The organism is Neorhizobium sp. LMR1-1-1.1, assembly GCF_040675795.1.
Classification (GTDB): Bacteria; Pseudomonadota; Alphaproteobacteria; order Rhizobiales; family Rhizobiaceae; genus Neorhizobium; species Neorhizobium cellulosilyticum.
In genome coordinates this window covers 21938-38854 of record NZ_JBEGHE010000029.1, presented here as the reverse complement: position 1 = coordinate 38854, position 16917 = coordinate 21938, and the positions used below count along the sequence as shown (strand labels likewise).

Sequence of the window (16917 nt, the reverse complement as noted above, 5' to 3'; positions counted from 1 at the left end):
CCCTTGAGACAATCGCTACGATGAGCGATGATCCACTCATCAGCCTGCCAGCAGCAAGCTGACACTCATCCGGCCCTCTGGGATGAGCCGTGGCCGTCTAAGCTACACCACTCCCTGGGACACGATCCTTTATCTCCCGGAGTTACCGCTCGAAACGGGCGAGATCAGACCTCTCCATGGTCTTTCAATGGCCAGCTCCATTCGCGACGCTTCGCCCGATGCATGGGGACGTCGTGTTATTCTTAATCGCGCGTTCGGCGTGAAAGGCGGCGAGTTGAATGGACTGGATCTTGATGAACTGACATTTTTACTTGAGTCAGGCTCAGACCGAATTGGGGCGCTCGACTTCCAAGCATCGGCGACACACTATATTGGCCGGGGGACCGGCCACGCCACTCTTGATCAACTTCTGACCGCTGCAGAGCGAGTTGAGAAAAATCTTCCTCTCAGCCCCGAACTTGATCAAGCTTTCCATCACGGCAGTTCGATCGGTGGGGCGAGGCCAAAAGCCCTAATCGACGATGGTGCACGTAAATTCATTGCAAAATTCTCGAGCAGTTCCGACACTTATAGCGTGGTGAAGGGCGAATACATCGCGATGCGCCTAGCAGCTCTTTCGGGACTTAACGTGGCGCCGGTAGAAATCGTTCGCGCGTCCGGGAAAGACGTGTTGCTTGTTCAGCGCTTTGACCGAGTCCACGCGGGCAACGCTTGGTATCGCCGGTCGATGGTATCTGCCTTGACCATGCTTGAGCTCGATGAAATGCACGCGCGATATGCAAGCTATCAGGACTTGGCGGAAACGATACGCATTCGCTTTACAGCTGTTCCTGAAACATTGAGAGAGCTGTTTTCGCGTCTATGCTTCAATATTCTCGTTGGCAACACAGACGATCATGCCAGAAATCACGCTGCTTTTTGGGATAACTCGTCGCTGACGCTCACACCGGCCTACGATGTTTGTCCGCAACCGCGGGCAGGAGGGGAAGTTGGCCAAGCGATGCTGATCGTTGATCAGGACAGAAGCAGCAAGATCGTAACCTGTCTCAACGCAGCGCCGCACTTCCATTTGAGCCCGGCTCAGGCGATTGAGATCGTCAGCCATCAACTGCGGACTATCGCAAATAATTGGCGGGCATTGTGCGCTGAGGCAAAGCTGGGCGAAGTGGATCGAGCGCTTTTTTGGGGACGACAGTTCCTGAACCCCTATGCGTTCTATGGCCTTGACGGTGAAGCGAGCGAATTGGTGACACTGGCAGACACGATACGGGCTGAGCAAGCATAAGCGGCCATCCCTCCGAAGCTGCGCGCTCAATACAATTAGGCGGTCGATACTTCTGCTAGATCTTCGGAAGCGACAGCAAGACGGCGATAGCAATTTCGAGGCGATTCTGACGGGCTTCATGCGAAGGCTTTGCAATTGTGACGTTATCGAACTCAATCAACCACTTGGCTGACCGAGGACACGTGTCGTCAGTTCGAATCCTTTCACGACGGCCAAGTGCTAGAAGGTACTCCTCATGAAGGATCTCGTAAGAGGATAACGGCGTCCCCCCTGTCTCGCGTTATCCGTTCAATTTCCTGATACCCCATGCGCTGGGCAAGGCGCATCGATGGGATATTTCCGACCGCTATCAGACAAGCCGTGTGCTGCTTTCGTCTTTGGTCGAACCATCTCTGGGCCGCGCTCGCAGCTTCCAAAGCGTAGCCACGTCCATGAAACTCTGCTCTCAGTGTCCAAGAGATTTCGATGTTGGTCTGCGCGAGGCTCCCCAGATCGCGTTCGAACATGCCAAATCCCACCTTGCCGACATAAACGCCGCTATCCCGCTCGATCACGGAGAACAGGCCAAATTGCATCAATTGCCAGTGGCCGACATCACGCAACAGCCTGGCCCAAACGTCGCCTCGGCTGAGTTTGCCAATATGACGCGACACTGGCTCCTGCGAGAACATGTCAAATGTCGGCTGATAGTCATCTAGCGTTGGCAAGCGGAGGATAAGGCGGTCAGTATCTATCACGCGTCGCTCTGGTTGGGCTTGTTTCGATAGACCGATCCTAATAAGTCTCCGCTATCGAAAGTCTTATAAACAGTCAGCTAATGGGACTGGCTTGTACCAAAAACACTGATGCAATAGCAACCGACCCTTGCAATGCCAGTGCAAAATTCGCCGAGCTATCGTTTCAATTGATTCCGCATTTTTCGCCAGTGAATGAGGTAACCGAAGCCTGGTCCGATCAGCATGCCACCAATTATCCAATGAACGAGCGTTAACGGCTTCTCGTCGGGATTATGGTCGGTAATGTAGAGACAGAGAAAAAAGGCGGCCACACCAAGGACGAGCAGAAATAACGGAAAGAGTAGGCTTTTACGAAAACTCTGCATCGAACTTCATGTCCCAAAAAAAAGCGCGGTCGGCGTGATGTTATCCCATATCGAGCGATAAACAAGCTGCGGCACATCTTGCAGTAGCACGCGTCTGCTTTTCGCTAGGCGGCGCCACTGTCTGTGTTGCAACGCGTTCGGTTTCTGCGAGTTTTGCTGGTCTTCAGCCAGAGCCATCCTCTCTTCCTCCTGGTTCCGTATCAGGTGGATCTAGATTAGCATCTGGTTCGCCAACCCGAGGAAGCCACATGTGCGGACGTTGGCAATTCGCGCGATCTCTGACAACCGAAAAGTTAACGCGACATGCCCGGTTTAGGCCGTTGTCAGTTGAAGCCTGGAGTGACACCGCTGCACTCAACAACGACGCTCCCACTTCTTCAGCAATCAGAGGCGCCCGAAGAAGACGGCCTGTCTTCACCAACATCATCAACAACGTCTTGATCGGTCTCCGCAGCGGGTAAAAAGCTGTTGCTGATCTCCTGGACGGAAGCTGCTGGCTCCCTCTTCCGCTGTGCCCGATGCAGTACAAGTTTGTCATATCGCGACTTAAGGCTGGAGATATCGAATTCGCCACGAATCCATAGCTCCACCCAAGCAAGGAACTCGGGATCACTGTCAATCGGTGTTCCTCTGGCCTCCGCTTTGGTGCGGACCTGGTCGAAGATCTTCCGCCTCTTATCGCTGTCGATCATCAAAGCTGAATCTCCCAATGTCATGTTCACCGTTAATGCGGTTAAAGGAAAACACCGATGCCTTCCGTGTTGATGACATAGATGAATTCCTCCCAAGCCTCTTGGGCAGACGCAAATGAGTCGGACCAATCCGTGACCTGCTCTTCCAGGCTGGTGACCTCCATTTGCCAGTGGTCACTGCCGGTACGGCAAAAGATCTCGACAATGACGGTGATGCCGCTTTCCGTGTACCGGCCAGAAAGTTGTGAACGTTCAAACGGCGAAGGGTGCGTCATGAGCTCGCGCTAAGTGATTGATCAGAGGCTAATATTGCGATTGTTCCGCTTGGCCGCAAGCGGACTCCGGTTGATCGCCGAGAAGAGTCTTATCCCTGCGAAAGCGCCTCTGCCCACGTCGCGATATCTTGGGCCGCGGTTGTAATATGATCTTTGACTGTCAAACCCGAAATCGCTTTGCGTGGTTTGAAATCGTGGTCTCCGTCGTCCAGCCAATTTAGCCGGATGGCGTTACTCAGTTGATAGCCTGCAACTTCCGCTTTCGATCCGAATGGATCCCGCGTTCCCTGGCAGATGAGAGTAGGCGTCGAAAGCAATGCGAGATGGGCCGTGCGCAGCTTTTCGGGCTTTCCGGTCGGATGAAACGGATAGCCTAGGCACAACAATCCAACGATCATTCCTTCTCTATAAAGCTCGTCTGCGATCATGCTCGCAACACGTCCGCCCATCGATTTCCCGCCTATGACGAGTGATCCCTGCTTGCCGAGTTGCGAGACGACCGCCTTTAATTCGTCTTGGAGAAGCTCTGCCCGTGGGGGCGGCCGACGTTTTGAAGAGGTTCGGCGCGATGCCATGTAATCGAAACTCGAACCGAATGATCTTCAATCCATGATCGGACAGCGCCTGTGTGATGGCGTCCATCCACTGCGTGTCCATCGCACCGCCGGCACCATGAGCCAGGAGGATTGTGGTCTTTGCTTTATCCGGACCTGCAACCAGAAATCGATGCGTCATGGCAAGCCTACCGATTTTTCTTCATGGGGCCTCATCGGTCCGCCGCTGCATCTCGACGTTAGTCATCGCATGTTGCTGATCAAGCAGATATCGCTCGACATCGCCGCCGCATGCTTCCTTGATCTCAGCAATTGTAAAGCCCTCGGACTGGCCGCTCTCGACCAAGACCTTTGCCTGATCGCGAAACTCCGCCTTGTTCTCATAAAACCCAGGTGAATTGATGATCTCCTGGATGCGATCATCCAACCAGTCGTTGATTTCGGCCATCCCAATACTCCTTACATCGATTGGGATCTGGCGCGGGTGAGCGTCATGGCAAGCGGGCAGACGCTTTAATCTGGTGGGAGACCGACCCTTTAATAGTGATCGGGTGGAAGCACTGGCGATTGGAGGCAGGGAAAGCAAGTGTGACATTGGTCACCGTCATCGCTGATCAGCCTTTCGCAGCCCATCGCGGCCATCCTCCGCAATCGAGCGAAGGTAATCCCCGCGCCATGCTTGCGAACAAGGATCTTTCGCTCGAGTTCGTCTGAGCGCTTACACAAGCGGCATTCCACGGCGATGACAGGCATTTTTACCTGTCGAAGCGTTGTGGTCATATCAAGGATGTGGGGCGCATCTCGTTTAGTGGGCAACGCCGCCGCCTATAATGGCCCCTGCCTGACCGCCAAAATTTTCTTGCACCCGGAAATCTCTCCCTTTGCCTTTCCAGCGATCTGATTCAAAAACAGAATCTGCGATTTCACTAAAATTATTGGTTTTGCGGCCTCGCTCGGAGCACCGCTTGCGCTGAGGGTCTCGGACTTGCCGAAAGCGATCTCGACGAGGCTGCCAATCTGTCCGCGAAGAACCCATACTGGAACCCGCGTCCCATCGATCGGGATGCGATCTGCGAACTTCTGCAGCGGGCCTGAGAGGGGAGGGCAAGGATATCGACCCGCGTTTACGGGAAGTCATGGCTTGTCTCGTCAAGCACCTGCACGCCTCTGCCAAGGAGATCAATCTGACACAGGGCGAGTGGGAATATGGTATCTATTTCCTGACGCGCACGGGCCAGATCTGCAGCGGCGAGCGACAGGAGTTCCTTCTGCTCTCCTAAACGCTCGGCCTTTCGATGCTCGTCAATGCGATCAATAATCACCGTCCGCCCGGCGCGACCGAGAACACCGTCTTCGGCCCCTTCCATGTCGCAGGCGCCCCGGTGCGGCAGATGGGTGACATCATCAGCCTCGACGACAACGGAGAAAGCTGCTTCTATGAGGGCACGGTGCTCGACCTTGACGGCAATCCGGTCGAAGGCGCCAGAATCGACGTCTGATCCGATAATGCCGACGGTTTCTATGAGGTGCAGCAGCCGGACATCCAGCCGAAATGGAACAATCGCGGCATCTTCGTCACCGGCGTCGTCGGGCGCTACAACTTCATCGGCATCAAGCCGGTTTCTTATCCGATCCCCGGCGACGGGCCTGTCGGGTACATGCTCGGCCATCTCGGGCGGCATGCTTACCGGCCGGCGCATATGCATTACCTAGTCACCGCACCGGGCTTCCAGAAACTCGTCACCCTCATCTTCGTAGGCGATGACGCCTATCTGGAATCCGACACGGTGTTCGGCGTCAAGAAGACGCTGGTCGCGCCCTTCGAGCGCCTCGTCGATGGTCCCACGCTCTGGCACTCGACTTTCGACTTCGTGCTCGCTCCGCTTTGAAAGGCCGCATGGCAAACAGTTTCAACCAAGGATGTGAATCATGCCCAACGTAAAGATCTACTTTGACCATACAATCTGAAACGACCGTTCCGATGCGATCAGGGAGACGCTCCTGCCCATTCGCGACCTGCTGTGCGCGGATCTGCAGGTCGACGTTTCGGACTGCCAACTGGCGATCCTGCCGGTGTACGGCCTGCCCGACCAGCCGGCCATCAATCTGGAAGTCATCATCCTGCCGAAGCCGGAACGGACGCGCGAGGTCATCGCCGTCGGGACCCGGTTAAAGGCCACCCTGGCGGAAGCCTCCGGCGGGCGGGTCGCGGTGCGAGCCGCCGCCCTCGATCCGCAGACCTATGTGGCCTTGAAGTAGGCAGGGCGGATCAGCGCCCCCCGAGAACACCCGTCAGACGCTTCGTGGCCGGTATTCGACCACGCCCGCAGTAAGATCGGAATAGCCCGGACGCATAATCGGGAGCGCGGTAGCCATCCCGCGCATCAGAGCTTAATCACCGACGTCACTGGTTCCGCCTCTACCCATACGCGATCATCGTCATGACCAGCCATTCGTTTGGACGGTCGGTTCCTCGTGCCCAAAGCATTGACAACGGACATCAGAGCGGCGGTTCCTCCGTAATCGCCGACGAAGACACGACCGCTTCCCGTCTGGGCGATCCCCGGACCTGGCGTGCGCAACGCCTCGCCAGTCTCTATGCGTGGACCGCCACCACCCAGGATCGTGATGTCACCGCCGAAAGGTTGGGCTTTCCGTCCGCTTCAACGGGCGGCAGGACCAGTGCCGGGAAACTCGGATCATCTGCTTGGCGAGGTACGTTCAACAGCGTCTGTTATTGATTCGAGGGTGAGGCTTTTTCCAACCGTGCGACGGCCTTGGGATCGGAAGCCTCCTTGTGAAGCGTGTCCCAATCGTCAGGCGGATTGCCGTCATCCAGCATCCCCTTGAAGACCTTATAAGCGTCCGTTTTGGAGCCGTAGGTCCGCAAGCTGTTTTCGTCGTTCACCCATGCGAAGATGATGACCTTGTTGGTGCTGCTGTAGCGGAAAAAGAGCCGGAAACGACCATTGCCGAACTTGGCGCGAAACCAGTGCTTGCGGTCATCGCCAAGAGTCGCGCCTTGTCGATAGATGGATGCTGTCGGGTCCGATGGCACATTGACGGTGACAAGCTGAACCAAGGACGCAAGCAACTTAGCGTCGGCGGATTTCTGATAATCGTCCGGTTCCTTCGCTTTGAGCGCGTCGCCCGCCTCGATCAGCTTTTCCCATTGATCGAGAAAGAGAGGGTGTGCGAGGACGGTCCAGCCATTGATCGTCGGCATATCAGATCGAAACGTCCCCCTCGATCTCGGCATCGAGATCGACCGTCATGCCCGCCGTCAGGGCAACAGCCCGGTCGAGCAAGGCTTGTGGGAACGGAAGAACTGATTTCTCGGGCTGCTTCGCCATGTCCCGTGCGAGAAATTCGAGAAAACGGTCGATCACGGGATCGGCGGTTTCTTCAATCTCGGCCTTCTGGACATAGACGCGGTGGTGCTCATCGATGAGAAAAGCAATGCGTCCACCATAGTCAACGCCCAGCGCCTGCCGAACGGACTTCGGCACGGTGGTCTGTCCCTTGGCGGTGATGGTGCTTTCTTCTTTCAGCAGGGCTCCCATGGCGGGCCTCCATAAATCGGTGTAGGAGAATGTAAGGAATATTCCTTATCATGTCAAGATTGGCCGCCGCCTTGGTCTGCCAGCCGTTTCTGCGCCTTTACTTCACGTGCTGGCCGACACCGTTCACCAGACGCGCCAAGGCGGAGAAAAACCCGTCATCAAAACGTCGCATGGCCTTCACGAAACTGTCTCCTGCAATTGCTAGATCGCCGTCATTGCAATTGTGTTTGCACAGGAGATACGGATGTCACAGAAATTGCAGACTACCATCGCGGCCAGCATGATTGCCCTGCTCGCCAACATGGGCGTGGCCGAAGCGGCGACGACGGTGAAATTCTGGCATAGCTTCAACAAGTCAAACGGCGAAGCGCTCGACAAGATTATCGCCGGCTTTGAAACCGCCAACCCCGGCATCGACATTGAGGCCGAATATGTCGGCAGCTATAATGACATCATCGCCAAGCTGCAGGCCGCCATCCCGGCGCGCCGCGCTCCCGATGCCGTAATCCTCGAAGTCACGCGTTACGGCCTGTTTGCCAACAACAAGCTGCTGACAGATCTGACGCCCTATTTCGATGCCGATCCGCTGAAGGCCGATCTGTACGATTATGCTCGCGAAGTCGGCGTTATCGACGGCAAGAATTATGTCGTGCCGTTCAATTCCTCGACGCCGGTCCTCTATTTCAACAAGGATATCTTCGCGCGCGCGGGCCTTTCCGCCGACACGCCGCTGAAGACGTTTGCCGACATCAGTGCTGCCGCCAAGACGATCAGCGAAAAGCTCAGTTCGGAAGGCATTTCCGGCATTGCTGCACCCGGCCAGTTCGCACGTTGGGGTCTTGTCATGGCCAATGACAGTGAAATGGTGGACTCGAAGACCGGCGAAATCCTTCTCGACAAGCCCAACACGATCGAGGCCTATCAGTGGATGGCGTCGCTGGTGAAGGACGACAAGGTTGCTTCGCCCGATGGCGTGACTGAAGAAGACAATGGTCGTGACGCCTTCCTCGCCAAGAAGGTCGGCATCATGATGAATTCGACCGGCAATTATGTCGGCTCGAAAAAGGCACTCGGCGACAGTCTCGCCGTCCGTCCGATGCCGTGCAACAAGGCTTGCTCGGTTCCGATCGGCGGCGCCGGCATCGGCATCATGTCGACTTCTGAAAAGGACGTGCAGGACGCAGCCTACAAGTTCATCAGCTATGCCGCATCGCCTGAGGCCAATGCAACGTGGTTTGCCGGCACCGGTTACCTGCCGATCAACAAGAAGAGCGCAGATCTCCCTGTCGCCAAGGAAGCGCTTGCAACCCAGCCGGGCATCGATGTCGCAATCGAATCCCTGCCGGTTGCCCATGGTCGTGCGCGCACCACCGTTGTCACCTGGATGCGCACCACCGAATACAAGATGTGGGAAGCCATGGCGCTCGGTCAGCGCAATGTCGAAGAGACGATGAAGGACTTTGCAGTGCAGACCCGCGCTGAAGAAAAACGCGTCGGCCACTGATCCTCTCTGAAAAGGGCACCGGCAGACGCTTCTGGCGACTGTCGGTGCAATGATGACCATGCTTCGTAAACTCACGCCCTATCTTTTCGTGGCACCGCTGATGATCTTCATCGCGCTGTTCACCTACATCCCCATTCTCGCCAGCATCAATCTGAGCTTTCGCGAATGGAATTTTCTAACACCCGACATGCCCTTCGTCGGTTTTCGCAATTACGAGCAATTGCTTGCCTCCCGAGACCTGTGGAATTCCCTCTGGGTGACGACACTCTTCGCCGTCCTCTCGGTGCCACTCCGGCTCGGCCTTGCGCTGGTGATTGCCAACTATCTCGTGCGGGAAAGCATGCATGTGCGGCTGCTGCGCGGCGCGTTGTTTCTGCCCTCGGTGACATCCACCGTCTCTATCGCGGTCGTGTTTTCGTGGGTTTTCTCAACGGACTACGGCATGGTCAACGCGTTGCTCGGCACGTTCGGCCTGGGCAAGGTTCAGTGGCTGCAAAATCCGCATCTGGCCCTCTGGGTGCTGATCTTCGTCAACACATGGAAACAGATCGGCTATGACATCGTCATCTATATTGCCGGCCTGCAGGCAATTCCACGCGAGCTTTATGACGCGGCAGCCGTCGATGGCGGCAAGCGTCTGCATGTGTTTCGCCGCATTACCATGCCGCTGGTCATGCCGACCACCTATTTCCTTCTGGTAATCTCGGTGATCGAAGCCTTCCAGGTTTTCACGATCGTCAACGTCATGACGAAAGGTGGGCCGGCAGGGGCAACCGACATGCTCGTCAACCTTCTTTATGAGATCGGCTTCGTGCTTTTCGATATCGGCCGTGGATCGGCACTGGCGGTGCTGCTGTTCATCCTGCTGGTTGGCCTCGCCATACTGAAATCGCGCATCATCGGGCGGAAGGTGCATTATGAAGCCTGAAAACCCCATTCTTGCCGGGCTGGCGCTGGTCGCCGGCCTGCTGTTCCTGTCGCCGGTGCTCTATTCGATCTGGATGTCTTTCCAGACTGTTGACGCCTACTATGCCGGTGAACTCGGCTTCACCCTCGACAATTACGCGCGGGCGGTCGGGCAATACAATTTCGCCCGCTATCTGCTGAACAGCCTGATCGTCTCGGGACTGGTGACGCTTATCGGCATCACCTTCGCCACCATGGCAGCCTACGCTTTTGCGCGGTATTCATTGCGGGGCGGCAATTTCCTGTTCGCGGCCACCGTCGCGACCTTGATGATCCCGAGCCATATCAGCCTCATTCCGAACTATCTGACACTGGCCAAGATCGGGTTGCTGGACAGTTATGCCGGTCTCATCCTGCCGGCGATTTCCAACGGTTTTGCCGCCTTTTTCCTGCGCCAGTATATTCGCGGCATTCCAAAGGCGCTGGATGAGGCGGCCTATATGGACGGCGCCTCGTCGCTGCAGGTTTTGTGGCGCATCATCGTGCCTTTGTCGCGCCCGGCCATTGCCTCCATGGCGCTCTACATCTTCATCACGGAATGGAACAACTACATCTGGCCGCTGGTCGCCGTCGGCAAGCAGGACCTTTATACGCTGCAAATCGGTCTGGCCCGTCTGTACCGCATCAATCCCGGTGAAGGTCTGATCGACTGGCCGCTGGTCATGGCCGCATCGACCATTACCATTCTTCCCGTTCTCCTCGGTTTTCTTCTGGTGGAGCGCCATCTCGTGCGCGGCATCACCATGGGCGCCGTCAAGTAATCCAGGATATTTTGACATGACACGCATTGCATCCCATCGCGGGGGTACGCTGGAATTCGGCGACAGCACGCCTCACGGATTTGCCGCCACCGCCGCCATGGCGCTCGAAGAAGTTGAGTTCGATCTTCACCCAACGGCGGACGGCGCGATTGTCGTCCATCATGACGCCACGCTCGATGCGACGACGGATATGACAGGCGCCATCGCCAACATGACGCTGGCCGAGGTCAAGGCGGCGACGATCCGTTATGGTGCCGGCAGCCACCCGATGACGCTTGAGGAATTGTGTGCGCTTTATGCGGGCAGCCATGTGAATTTCCGCTGCGAGATCAAACCGGGCACGGACGGGCTTCCATATGAAGGTTTTGTTGCCCCCGTCATTGCGGAACTGAAGCGTCATTCGATGCTGGAGCGCACGACGTTTTCATCCTTCCTTGTCGCCTCCATGGACGAGATTGGCGAGGCGAGCAGCCGTCCCAGGCTCTGGCTTGTCAGTCCGTCGGTCCTGCGGCAACTGGGGCCGGACGCTGTCATCGAGGCGGCGATTGCCCACGGCATTCCTGAGATCGGTGTCCACATCGATACCGCCGATGAGGACCTGATGGCGAAGGTGCAGGCCGCCGGCCTCGATTTCGGCTGCTGGGCGGCCCACAGCCGAGCGCAGATCACCAAGGCGCTCGATCTGGGCGTGAAGGTTTTTACGACCGATCGCCCGACGCTTGCGATCGCCGTCCGTGCCGAGCATCGCGGGGAGGCCTCGGTATGAGCGGGATTTCTCTGCGTGATATTCGCAAGGCTTATGTCAACGGCCCCCAGGTTCTGCACGGCGTCTCACTCGATATTCAGCCGGGCGAATTCGTGGTGATCGTCGGCCCGTCCGGCTGCGGCAAGTCCACGCTGTTGCGCCTTATCGCCGGGCTCGATCGCTGCGAAGACGGCACGATCGAGATCGGTGGACGCCGTGCCAATGATCTGGCACCACAGGATCGCGACATCGCCATGATCTTTCAGAACTACGCACTTTATCCGCATATGACGGTGCGCGAAAATATTGCATTCGGTCTGGAACTGCGCGGCATGAAGAAAGCAGAGCGCAACGAACGGGCGCAGAGTGTCGCGAAAACTCTGCAACTCGAAAGCTATCTCGACCGCAAGCCGGCAGCCCTTTCCGGTGGTCAGCGTCAGCGTGTTGCTATGGGGCGGGCGATGGCCCGCAATGCCTCTATCTTCCTGATGGACGAGCCGCTTTCCAATCTCGACAATGCTCTTCGCATTACCATGCGCACCGAGATCAAGGAACTTCACCGGCAGCTCGGTGCAACCATGGTCTACGTCACCCACGACCAGACGGAGGCCCTGTCTCTGGCGGATCGTATCGCGATCATGAAGGATGGTCATCTTCTGCAGTTCGATCGCCCGGACGTGATCTACGACCGTCCAGCCAATCGTTTCGTGGCAAGTTTCCTCGGCAGCCCGCCGATGAATTTCGTCGCCGCCGACATGCTTCCCGATTGGAATGGGCCAACGGGCCTGACAGCCGGACTACGCCCAGAAATTCTTTCCGTGCATGGTGCAAAGCCGAGCAACACAGCGCTCCCCGCGCGTCTGCTACTGTCCGAGATAACCGGTGCCGACATGCTTCTCCATTGCGAAAGCCCGGATGGACGCTTGACGGTGTCCGCGTCGCGTCATGACCTGCCGAAAAATACCGAACAATTCTGGATTGCTTTCGATCTTGACCGCGTGCTGTTTTTCGATAGCGAGAATGGCGACCGTGTTGATCTTCCGGTTGCAACGCAGTCGTAGCGATAGCCAAGCCTCGAGAATCCGATGGACAAGCAGGATACACCGCTCGCGCTAAGCGATCTCATCAGCCGTCACTCGACGCGATTGACCGATGCCGACACGCGCCTGCTTGATGTGTTGATACAGGACCCGATCCGCGCTGCGCTGGAAAACGGCAAGGATGTCTCTTCGCGGGCAGGGGTCCATCCCGCCTCGGCGGTCAGGCTTGCACGGCGCCTAGGCTTCAAGGGTTATCCGGAATTTCGTGGATTTCTGCAGTCCAGCCTAACTGAAGGCGGCGGCGACTTCGAAAGCCCTGCCGCACGCATGGCCGCACGCCTAGTGAAGGCCGAAAGCGATGGCTTGCTGGCATCGGTACTGGACAGCGAGATCGCAGCTCTGCAGCAGGCGCGCAACAGTGTCTTCGATGCGGATATTCGCGCATTCTCGACAAGCCTTCGCGACAGTCGTCGGATTTTCGTCTTCGGGCGAGGGCATTTTGCGGCACTGTCGTCTCTGATCGCCCTTCGCCTCAACCGATCCGGTTACGAAGCGGTGGATCTCAGCAGCCAGATGCACCAGCTGACCGAAATGCTGTCCACCTTGTCTGCGCAGGATGTCGTCTGGCTGCTCGCCTTCCGAAGAGCGCCGCCGCTCATGCAGGAAGTGCGCGATATCGCGGCGCAACGGGGAGCAAAAACACTTGCTGTTACGGATGTGGGAGGCACAAGGATTGATCCGGCACCCGACCATCAAATCCTGGTCTCTCGAGGTGATCCGGGTGAATCGCAATCGCTCGTGGTGCCGATGACCATCGCAAATGCCGTTATTCTGGACCTCGCCTCGATAGATGACGGCCGTTCGATTAAATCGCTGAATGAGTTCAAGTCATTCAGGGCGTCGTCACGTCTGGCGGTTGGCTAAAAGGACATCTTCGACATTCCTTAATACCCATGCTGATGATCGGTCATGATAAAAATATCACTATTTCAGCTGTTTGGGGGCCGTCGAACATAGCGGCCGACGGTTCTGTTCTCATCAAGAGCTTAAGACGAGCAAGCTGCCCATCTTATCCGTGGATATGAATATGTTGGGGGTAGCCAAGATCTTTAGCGGCCGATCGTAGGAAATGCGCCTTCAGATGCGCTACGACGGCAAGCTTTACCTGATCCGCGACACCTTCAATGGTCTCCGCCTCCAGTGCCGGTATGGCGTGAAAGGCGAGGGCACGGCAGTTGACTGGAAGGATTGCCGACAGGGCGTAAACTTCTCTGAGATTGAGCCGTTCGCGGTTCTGCCGGTGGATGAAGCCAAGGTTCGCACCGACGCTCTGAAAACCCTGCACGATCTGATGACCGATGAGTATGTGCCTCACGCAATCCGTGCCGATATCGCGAAATACGTCATCGAGAGCCGTATCGGCTGATTATCGAGCCATAGCCTGAAACGAGAAAAGCGCGCCATTGAGCGGGTTTTTGTTTATCTGCTTTTCTTTGGGGCTATGGTGGCGGAATGTTCGTAGATGGTGGATTCGTCAATGAAAATGAGAGCGGTCGCTTTTCTTCTAGCTTCGGCTACATCGGCATCGGCTGCGATGTCTCCGGGACCGCCGCCGTGGTCGTGCAATCCCATCGCGGCATGTAACGCAACTGATGTTTGCGTTTCACTGATGTCGTTCCCTTTGAGGTTCAGCCTTGCCCGTGTCGAAGGCGATCAGACGAAGTACGATCTTAGTGGAGTGGGTGGGGCAACAACTTCTGCACTTGAAATGCCGTCGTTGGCTGATGCGAAGCGATTTATCGAGACAGACGAAACCTACGACCGGATGCCGTACCTCTTTAGTCCGGAACGAACTCGTCAGTGACAGCAACGGTTTCTGGCTACTTTCGTCATACACGCGAGCCGGGAAGCGCCATATGGGTGATGACAGGCTGCTGATTTCTTGTAATCGGATACGGCACTAGGTCACCTTGTGGTGATGCGCCTCACCGCATCGATCGACGCCGCGAAAGCATCGTTTGCACGCGCCTCAATCTCTGCCGCATCGCCGGTATCGGTCTCCAGGTCGAGCGTATTGATAGCATTCCAGCTTGCCGCCTGTTCCATCTCGGATTTCATGATGTCGCGGGATAGCTTAGCGTTGGCAGCAGCAAGGACTTGGGCATCGGAGATCATCTGCTGAATGGTCCGCTCGTTCAGCGACACCGCGTCTTCGAGCCGGATGTTGTTCGCCTTCAGCACGTCGATCGTGGCTGCATCCCGGCTGGACTGATACCCCCAGCACCCGCCCATGATGCCGATTACAGCAATGAGACCGACAAAAATATAGAGCGTGATGGATTGGAGCATGCCGGTATTTATCGGGCTAGGTGCGTTGATCGGCATTGGTACAAATGTGTTGTTGCAGCTAGATTTAGTGTTTCTTGCGGGATTTTGTCAGAATATATGGAATGTCAGCATTCTTCAGCAGTGAGGCTGGCATGGAACTCATCTGGAAAAAAGGCGTCGACGTGAAGATCGCAATAGCTCCGCGATCGGTGCTCATTGTGCCGGCGGTCGTATTTAGAAGCTACACGCCCGAACAACTCGCGTCGTTGTCCACTATTGTGCGTTCGGTTCTGTGGTAAGTCGAAGCGATTTAATATGCTTCGATGCGATCCGACACATCACCATGTCAGGCACAGATGGACGATCTCCCGATGGAACCGGTCAATGCCCGTGATCTGCGACTATCGCTTTGATGACCGGCGATGACGAGCAATAGTTTTGCCAGTCCGATTCCATGACGCGCTTACGTTTGCGGGAAGTGCCTTTCAGCGGTGGTAGTGGTTTGGTCGATGTGAACTGCTTCTTGCCAACGTACTTTTTGCCGTTGATCCGGTCGGTCAGCACATATACGAACCCGACGTGATTGCCGATGTGGGCGCTGGTGAACGGCTCACCGCGATAAATCCAAGTAATATGCGTCGTCCTCTAAAACGCATATTTATCCAGCCGCCATTATTTACGCTGATGAGTAAGCCTTAATGTATGTTCTGTGAATATTGGCTGTAGGTGCTGTGGATGTTCGCCTGTTGTTGGCGGCGGTTATCAGTATTTGCACTGTCGAATAAAAAAAGACGCGACGAATGGTCGGGCCTGATGGAGGTTCAAAGCACTTTCCACCTAGAGAACACTAAAAAGCGTGACTGCAGACAACCCGACCTACTGAACGAGGTGGTTATCTAGCGGCTTCATCATCGCCTTTAGTTCTGAAGAGCCGCGAAAACCGGCAAGCCAAAGATTGACGAGATCGCGTGCCAGTTCGTCCAAACTTGGATCAGGCGCAACGATGCCGCGATCCAAGCGAATTTCTTCCAGCACGGCTTTGAGTGTTGTGAGATCGGCTGGTTCCAGCGCTTCGAATGCCGTAAAGTACATCTGCGGTGCCTCATTTTCGCCATAACCTACCAGAGGTTTGGGGTAAGCGAAAAGATGCGAGAAGTTGCAATAGCTTACATGTGATTGCCTTAATCGATGTTGACTCCGTCGCGCGATAAGAACATAACAGGAACATAATCCTATTTTGGAGGCTGTTATGTCTGCTGCTGTGAAGATCGAAAAAGCTGAAGCCGACATCGACAAGGCTCAGATGATCCTTGACGTGTTCGGCGGAAACGCATTGGCGGCACTTAGGTCAGTGGTTGCAGATGCTGAACATCTTTGCGCTGAACTGGAAACGGCAAGCTTGTATCTGAGCCATGGTGCCGCTGGTGGCTGGACGCCTTCGTTTGAGCGTGATCGGTGATGGAGGCGATCGAAGCTGTCCTTGAGCAGTTGCGGGCGCTTAACGCGAAGCCGGATACGCCGATCAGCATCTTCGACAAAGGTATTCCGATGATCGGAGCAGGGTACAGCCAAGACCGGATTTTGAACGCGTTGTATTATCCTGAGAGCAAGAAGCAAATCGAATTGCTTCCGGGTAACCGGCTTAGGCTAATTTAGCTGTTATTCACTCATGTTTCTTGACAAGTCGCACTATTCGCCCAAATATTCGGCATCTGCTTAAAAATAAGAGCAAGACGGCAGTATAGGAGCAAATCATGGCTGTCGATATCCTCGCGAGCGCTCCATGGCGCGCGCCTGTACTCGTGCGAATTGGTCACGGCTCATCGGAGCCTGTCGAAAGTGCGTCTGACGCGATGCATTATCTGCAAAACCGGTGGCCTCATGAACGCGGTGATCACTATCGCCGCGCGATGAACGTCTGCAAAGAAGCAGCGCAAGGGTCTGTGCCGACTGAAGTTGCGCGGGAGGCGTTCATATCCGCAGCGATCGAAGCTTACGTTCTCGCTTGATTTGCGGGGGAGTGCTCTCTGCCGCGCGGGGTGAGAGAGGTGCGCGGCAGAGAGGCACCGAACAGTCATTGCGTTAGAATGACTGTCGCTTTA

General features: G+C 56.0%; 23 protein-coding genes and 4 pseudogenes. 17 read left to right on the top strand and 10 right to left on the bottom strand.

Translation table 11 applies throughout. The features are described 5' to 3' along the window. Positions 1-127: 127 nt before the first annotated feature. Positions 128-1285: pseudogene (locus MRBLMR1_RS19395) on the top strand (type II toxin-antitoxin system HipA family toxin); the annotation flags it as partial. A gap of 233 nt (positions 1286-1518) precedes the next feature. Here the strand turns inward: MRBLMR1_RS19395 and MRBLMR1_RS19390 are convergent. The 5 genes and pseudogenes from MRBLMR1_RS19390 to MRBLMR1_RS19370 all read right to left on the bottom strand — a co-directional run bounded on the left by MRBLMR1_RS19390 (position 1519) and on the right by MRBLMR1_RS19370 (position 4356). Continuing rightward, complete coding sequence (locus MRBLMR1_RS19390; protein WP_183687617.1) at positions 1519-2022, bottom strand: GNAT family N-acetyltransferase; 504 nt, start codon at positions 2020-2022, stop codon at positions 1519-1521. Between the two features lie 742 nt (positions 2023-2764). Then, on the bottom strand, positions 2765-3079 hold the full coding sequence (locus MRBLMR1_RS19385) for a hypothetical protein (RefSeq protein WP_183687616.1): 315 nt from the start codon (positions 3077-3079) through the stop codon (positions 2765-2767). Positions 3080-3120: 41 nt separating this feature from the next. Next, positions 3121-3354 (bottom strand): hypothetical protein, encoded by a 234-nt coding sequence (locus tag MRBLMR1_RS19380; protein WP_500065728.1) that lies wholly within the window; start codon positions 3352-3354, stop codon positions 3121-3123. Between the two features lie 89 nt (positions 3355-3443). Then, positions 3444-4089: pseudogene (locus tag MRBLMR1_RS19375) on the bottom strand (alpha/beta family hydrolase). A 21-nt stretch (positions 4090-4110) separates the two neighbouring features. Further along, positions 4111-4356, bottom strand: a complete 246-nt coding sequence (locus tag MRBLMR1_RS19370; protein WP_183687609.1) for a hypothetical protein — start codon at positions 4354-4356, stop codon at positions 4111-4113. Positions 4357-4496: 140 nt separating this feature from the next. Between MRBLMR1_RS19370 and MRBLMR1_RS19365 the strand changes: the two genes are divergently transcribed. The 4 genes and pseudogenes from MRBLMR1_RS19365 (at position 4497) to MRBLMR1_RS19350 (ending at position 6167) form a co-directional block, all read left to right on the top strand. After that, positions 4497-4622 carry a hypothetical protein gene (locus tag MRBLMR1_RS19365; RefSeq protein ID WP_353654284.1) on the top strand — a complete coding sequence of 42 codons (126 nt, stop codon included), beginning with the start codon at positions 4497-4499 and terminating at the stop codon, positions 4620-4622. A gap of 226 nt (positions 4623-4848) precedes the next feature. Further along, a pseudogene (locus MRBLMR1_RS19360) lies at positions 4849-5003 on the top strand (maleylacetate reductase); the annotation flags it as partial. Next, positions 4979-5797 (top strand): annotated as a pseudogene (locus MRBLMR1_RS19355) (dioxygenase family protein). The pseudogenes MRBLMR1_RS19360 and MRBLMR1_RS19355, both read left to right, overlap by 25 nt. Before the next feature lie 184 nt (positions 5798-5981). Next, a complete protein-coding gene (locus MRBLMR1_RS19350) occupies positions 5982-6167 on the top strand; it encodes a hypothetical protein (protein ID WP_206829159.1) in 186 nt (61 codons plus the stop codon). 475 nt (positions 6168-6642) lie between these two features. On the opposite strand, the gene MRBLMR1_RS19345 is transcribed toward MRBLMR1_RS19350, so the two are convergent. Beyond that, positions 6643-7134, bottom strand: a complete 492-nt coding sequence (locus MRBLMR1_RS19345; protein ID WP_183687607.1) for a type II toxin-antitoxin system YhaV family toxin — start codon at positions 7132-7134, stop codon at positions 6643-6645. A 1-nt stretch (position 7135) separates the two neighbouring features. Further along, positions 7136-7471: a type II toxin-antitoxin system PrlF family antitoxin gene (locus MRBLMR1_RS19340; RefSeq protein WP_183687605.1), complete on the bottom strand. Its 336-nt coding sequence runs from the start codon at positions 7469-7471 to the stop codon at positions 7136-7138. A gap of 244 nt (positions 7472-7715) precedes the next feature. Between MRBLMR1_RS19340 and MRBLMR1_RS19335 the strand changes: the two genes are divergently transcribed. The 8 genes from MRBLMR1_RS19335 to MRBLMR1_RS19300 all read left to right on the top strand — a co-directional run bounded on the left by MRBLMR1_RS19335 (position 7716) and on the right by MRBLMR1_RS19300 (position 14131). Beyond that, positions 7716-8975 carry an ABC transporter substrate-binding protein gene (locus MRBLMR1_RS19335; RefSeq protein WP_500065725.1) on the top strand — a complete coding sequence of 420 codons (1260 nt, stop codon included), beginning with the start codon at positions 7716-7718 and terminating at the stop codon, positions 8973-8975. Between the two features lie 58 nt (positions 8976-9033). Next, positions 9034-9903, top strand: coding sequence for a carbohydrate ABC transporter permease (locus MRBLMR1_RS19330; RefSeq protein WP_183687636.1), 870 nt, complete (start codon positions 9034-9036; stop codon positions 9901-9903). Then, positions 9893-10702 (top strand): carbohydrate ABC transporter permease, encoded by an 810-nt coding sequence (locus tag MRBLMR1_RS19325; protein WP_500065723.1) that lies wholly within the window; start codon positions 9893-9895, stop codon positions 10700-10702. Before MRBLMR1_RS19330 ends, MRBLMR1_RS19325 begins: the two co-directional genes overlap by 11 nt. Positions 10703-10718: 16 nt before the next feature. Further along, the gene (locus MRBLMR1_RS19320) at positions 10719-11468 is read left to right on the top strand and encodes a glycerophosphodiester phosphodiesterase family protein (protein WP_206829152.1); all 750 of its coding nucleotides are present in this window, start codon (positions 10719-10721) and stop codon (positions 11466-11468) included. Then, positions 11465-12508, top strand: coding sequence for an ABC transporter ATP-binding protein (locus MRBLMR1_RS19315; protein WP_183687634.1), 1044 nt, complete (start codon positions 11465-11467; stop codon positions 12506-12508). Before MRBLMR1_RS19320 ends, MRBLMR1_RS19315 begins: the two co-directional genes overlap by 4 nt. A gap of 24 nt (positions 12509-12532) precedes the next feature. Beyond that, positions 12533-13411 carry a MurR/RpiR family transcriptional regulator gene (locus tag MRBLMR1_RS19310; protein WP_183687601.1) on the top strand — a complete coding sequence of 293 codons (879 nt, stop codon included), beginning with the start codon at positions 12533-12535 and terminating at the stop codon, positions 13409-13411. Between the two features lie 217 nt (positions 13412-13628). Continuing rightward, on the top strand, positions 13629-13913 hold the full coding sequence (locus MRBLMR1_RS19305) for a hypothetical protein (protein ID WP_500065720.1): 285 nt from the start codon (positions 13629-13631) through the stop codon (positions 13911-13913). 86 nt (positions 13914-13999) lie between these two features. After that, positions 14000-14131 carry a hypothetical protein gene (locus MRBLMR1_RS19300; RefSeq protein WP_286195144.1) on the top strand — a complete coding sequence of 44 codons (132 nt, stop codon included), beginning with the start codon at positions 14000-14002 and terminating at the stop codon, positions 14129-14131. A gap of 321 nt (positions 14132-14452) precedes the next feature. Here the strand turns inward: MRBLMR1_RS19300 and MRBLMR1_RS19295 are convergent, their stop codons facing one another. After that, the gene (locus MRBLMR1_RS19295) at positions 14453-14836 is read right to left on the bottom strand and encodes a hypothetical protein (protein WP_183687597.1); all 384 of its coding nucleotides are present in this window, start codon (positions 14834-14836) and stop codon (positions 14453-14455) included. Between the two features lie 101 nt (positions 14837-14937). Here MRBLMR1_RS19295 and MRBLMR1_RS19290 point away from each other — a divergent pair, with 101 nt between their 5' ends. Further along, positions 14938-15114 (top strand): hypothetical protein, encoded by a 177-nt coding sequence (locus tag MRBLMR1_RS19290; RefSeq protein WP_183687595.1) that lies wholly within the window; start codon positions 14938-14940, stop codon positions 15112-15114. A gap of 82 nt (positions 15115-15196) precedes the next feature. Here the strand turns inward: MRBLMR1_RS19290 and MRBLMR1_RS19285 are convergent, their stop codons facing one another. Continuing rightward, positions 15197-15439, bottom strand: a complete 243-nt coding sequence (locus MRBLMR1_RS19285) for a hypothetical protein (protein WP_500065731.1) — start codon at positions 15437-15439, stop codon at positions 15197-15199. Between the two features lie 252 nt (positions 15440-15691). Continuing rightward, a complete protein-coding gene (locus MRBLMR1_RS19280) occupies positions 15692-15907 on the bottom strand; it encodes a hypothetical protein (RefSeq protein ID WP_183687593.1) in 216 nt (71 codons plus the stop codon). Between the two features lie 157 nt (positions 15908-16064). Here MRBLMR1_RS19280 and MRBLMR1_RS19275 point away from each other — a divergent pair, with 157 nt between their 5' ends. The 3 genes from MRBLMR1_RS19275 (at position 16065) to MRBLMR1_RS19265 (ending at position 16824) form a co-directional block, all read left to right on the top strand. Continuing rightward, positions 16065-16274 (top strand): hypothetical protein, encoded by a 210-nt coding sequence (locus MRBLMR1_RS19275; protein WP_500065717.1) that lies wholly within the window; start codon positions 16065-16067, stop codon positions 16272-16274. Next, complete coding sequence (locus MRBLMR1_RS19270; protein WP_500065716.1) at positions 16274-16471, top strand: hypothetical protein; 198 nt, start codon at positions 16274-16276, stop codon at positions 16469-16471. Before MRBLMR1_RS19275 ends, MRBLMR1_RS19270 begins: the two co-directional genes overlap by 1 nt. 98 nt (positions 16472-16569) lie before the next feature. Next, positions 16570-16824 carry a DUF982 domain-containing protein gene (locus MRBLMR1_RS19265; protein WP_183687587.1) on the top strand — a complete coding sequence of 85 codons (255 nt, stop codon included), beginning with the start codon at positions 16570-16572 and terminating at the stop codon, positions 16822-16824. The last annotated feature ends 93 nt before the right edge of the window (positions 16825-16917 follow it).

Excerpts from the sequence above, each read along its gene's own strand:
- MRBLMR1_RS19385 (WP_183687616.1), bottom strand. The coding sequence starts at position 3,079 with ATGATCGACAGCGATAAGAGGCGGAAGATCTTCGACCAGGTCCGCACC.
- MRBLMR1_RS19380 (WP_500065728.1), bottom strand. The coding sequence starts at position 3,354 with ATGACGCACCCTTCGCCGTTTGAACGTTCACAACTTTCTGGCCGGTAC.
- MRBLMR1_RS19370 (WP_183687609.1), bottom strand. The coding sequence starts at position 4,356 with ATGGCCGAAATCAACGACTGGTTGGATGATCGCATCCAGGAGATCATC.
- MRBLMR1_RS19345 (WP_183687607.1), bottom strand. The coding sequence starts at position 7,134 with ATGCCGACGATCAATGGCTGGACCGTCCTCGCACACCCTCTCTTTCTC.
- MRBLMR1_RS19340 (WP_183687605.1), bottom strand. The coding sequence starts at position 7,471 with ATGGGAGCCCTGCTGAAAGAAGAAAGCACCATCACCGCCAAGGGACAG.
- MRBLMR1_RS19335 (WP_500065725.1), top strand. The coding sequence starts at position 7,716 with ATGTCACAGAAATTGCAGACTACCATCGCGGCCAGCATGATTGCCCTG.
- MRBLMR1_RS19330 (WP_183687636.1), top strand. The coding sequence starts at position 9,034 with ATGCTTCGTAAACTCACGCCCTATCTTTTCGTGGCACCGCTGATGATC.
- MRBLMR1_RS19325 (WP_500065723.1), top strand. The coding sequence starts at position 9,893 with ATGAAGCCTGAAAACCCCATTCTTGCCGGGCTGGCGCTGGTCGCCGGC.
- MRBLMR1_RS19320 (WP_206829152.1), top strand. The coding sequence starts at position 10,719 with ATGACACGCATTGCATCCCATCGCGGGGGTACGCTGGAATTCGGCGAC.
- MRBLMR1_RS19315 (WP_183687634.1), top strand. The coding sequence starts at position 11,465 with ATGAGCGGGATTTCTCTGCGTGATATTCGCAAGGCTTATGTCAACGGC.
- MRBLMR1_RS19310 (WP_183687601.1), top strand. The coding sequence starts at position 12,533 with ATGGACAAGCAGGATACACCGCTCGCGCTAAGCGATCTCATCAGCCGT.
- MRBLMR1_RS19305 (WP_500065720.1), top strand. The coding sequence starts at position 13,629 with ATGCGCTACGACGGCAAGCTTTACCTGATCCGCGACACCTTCAATGGT.
- MRBLMR1_RS19300 (WP_286195144.1), top strand. The coding sequence starts at position 14,000 with ATGTTCGTAGATGGTGGATTCGTCAATGAAAATGAGAGCGGTCGCTTT.
- MRBLMR1_RS19295 (WP_183687597.1), bottom strand. The coding sequence starts at position 14,836 with ATGCTCCAATCCATCACGCTCTATATTTTTGTCGGTCTCATTGCTGTA.
- MRBLMR1_RS19290 (WP_183687595.1), top strand. The coding sequence starts at position 14,938 with ATGTCAGCATTCTTCAGCAGTGAGGCTGGCATGGAACTCATCTGGAAA.
- MRBLMR1_RS19280 (WP_183687593.1), bottom strand. The coding sequence starts at position 15,907 with ATGTACTTTACGGCATTCGAAGCGCTGGAACCAGCCGATCTCACAACA.
- MRBLMR1_RS19275 (WP_500065717.1), top strand. The coding sequence starts at position 16,065 with ATGTCTGCTGCTGTGAAGATCGAAAAAGCTGAAGCCGACATCGACAAG.
- MRBLMR1_RS19270 (WP_500065716.1), top strand. The coding sequence starts at position 16,274 with ATGGAGGCGATCGAAGCTGTCCTTGAGCAGTTGCGGGCGCTTAACGCG.
- MRBLMR1_RS19265 (WP_183687587.1), top strand. The coding sequence starts at position 16,570 with ATGGCTGTCGATATCCTCGCGAGCGCTCCATGGCGCGCGCCTGTACTC.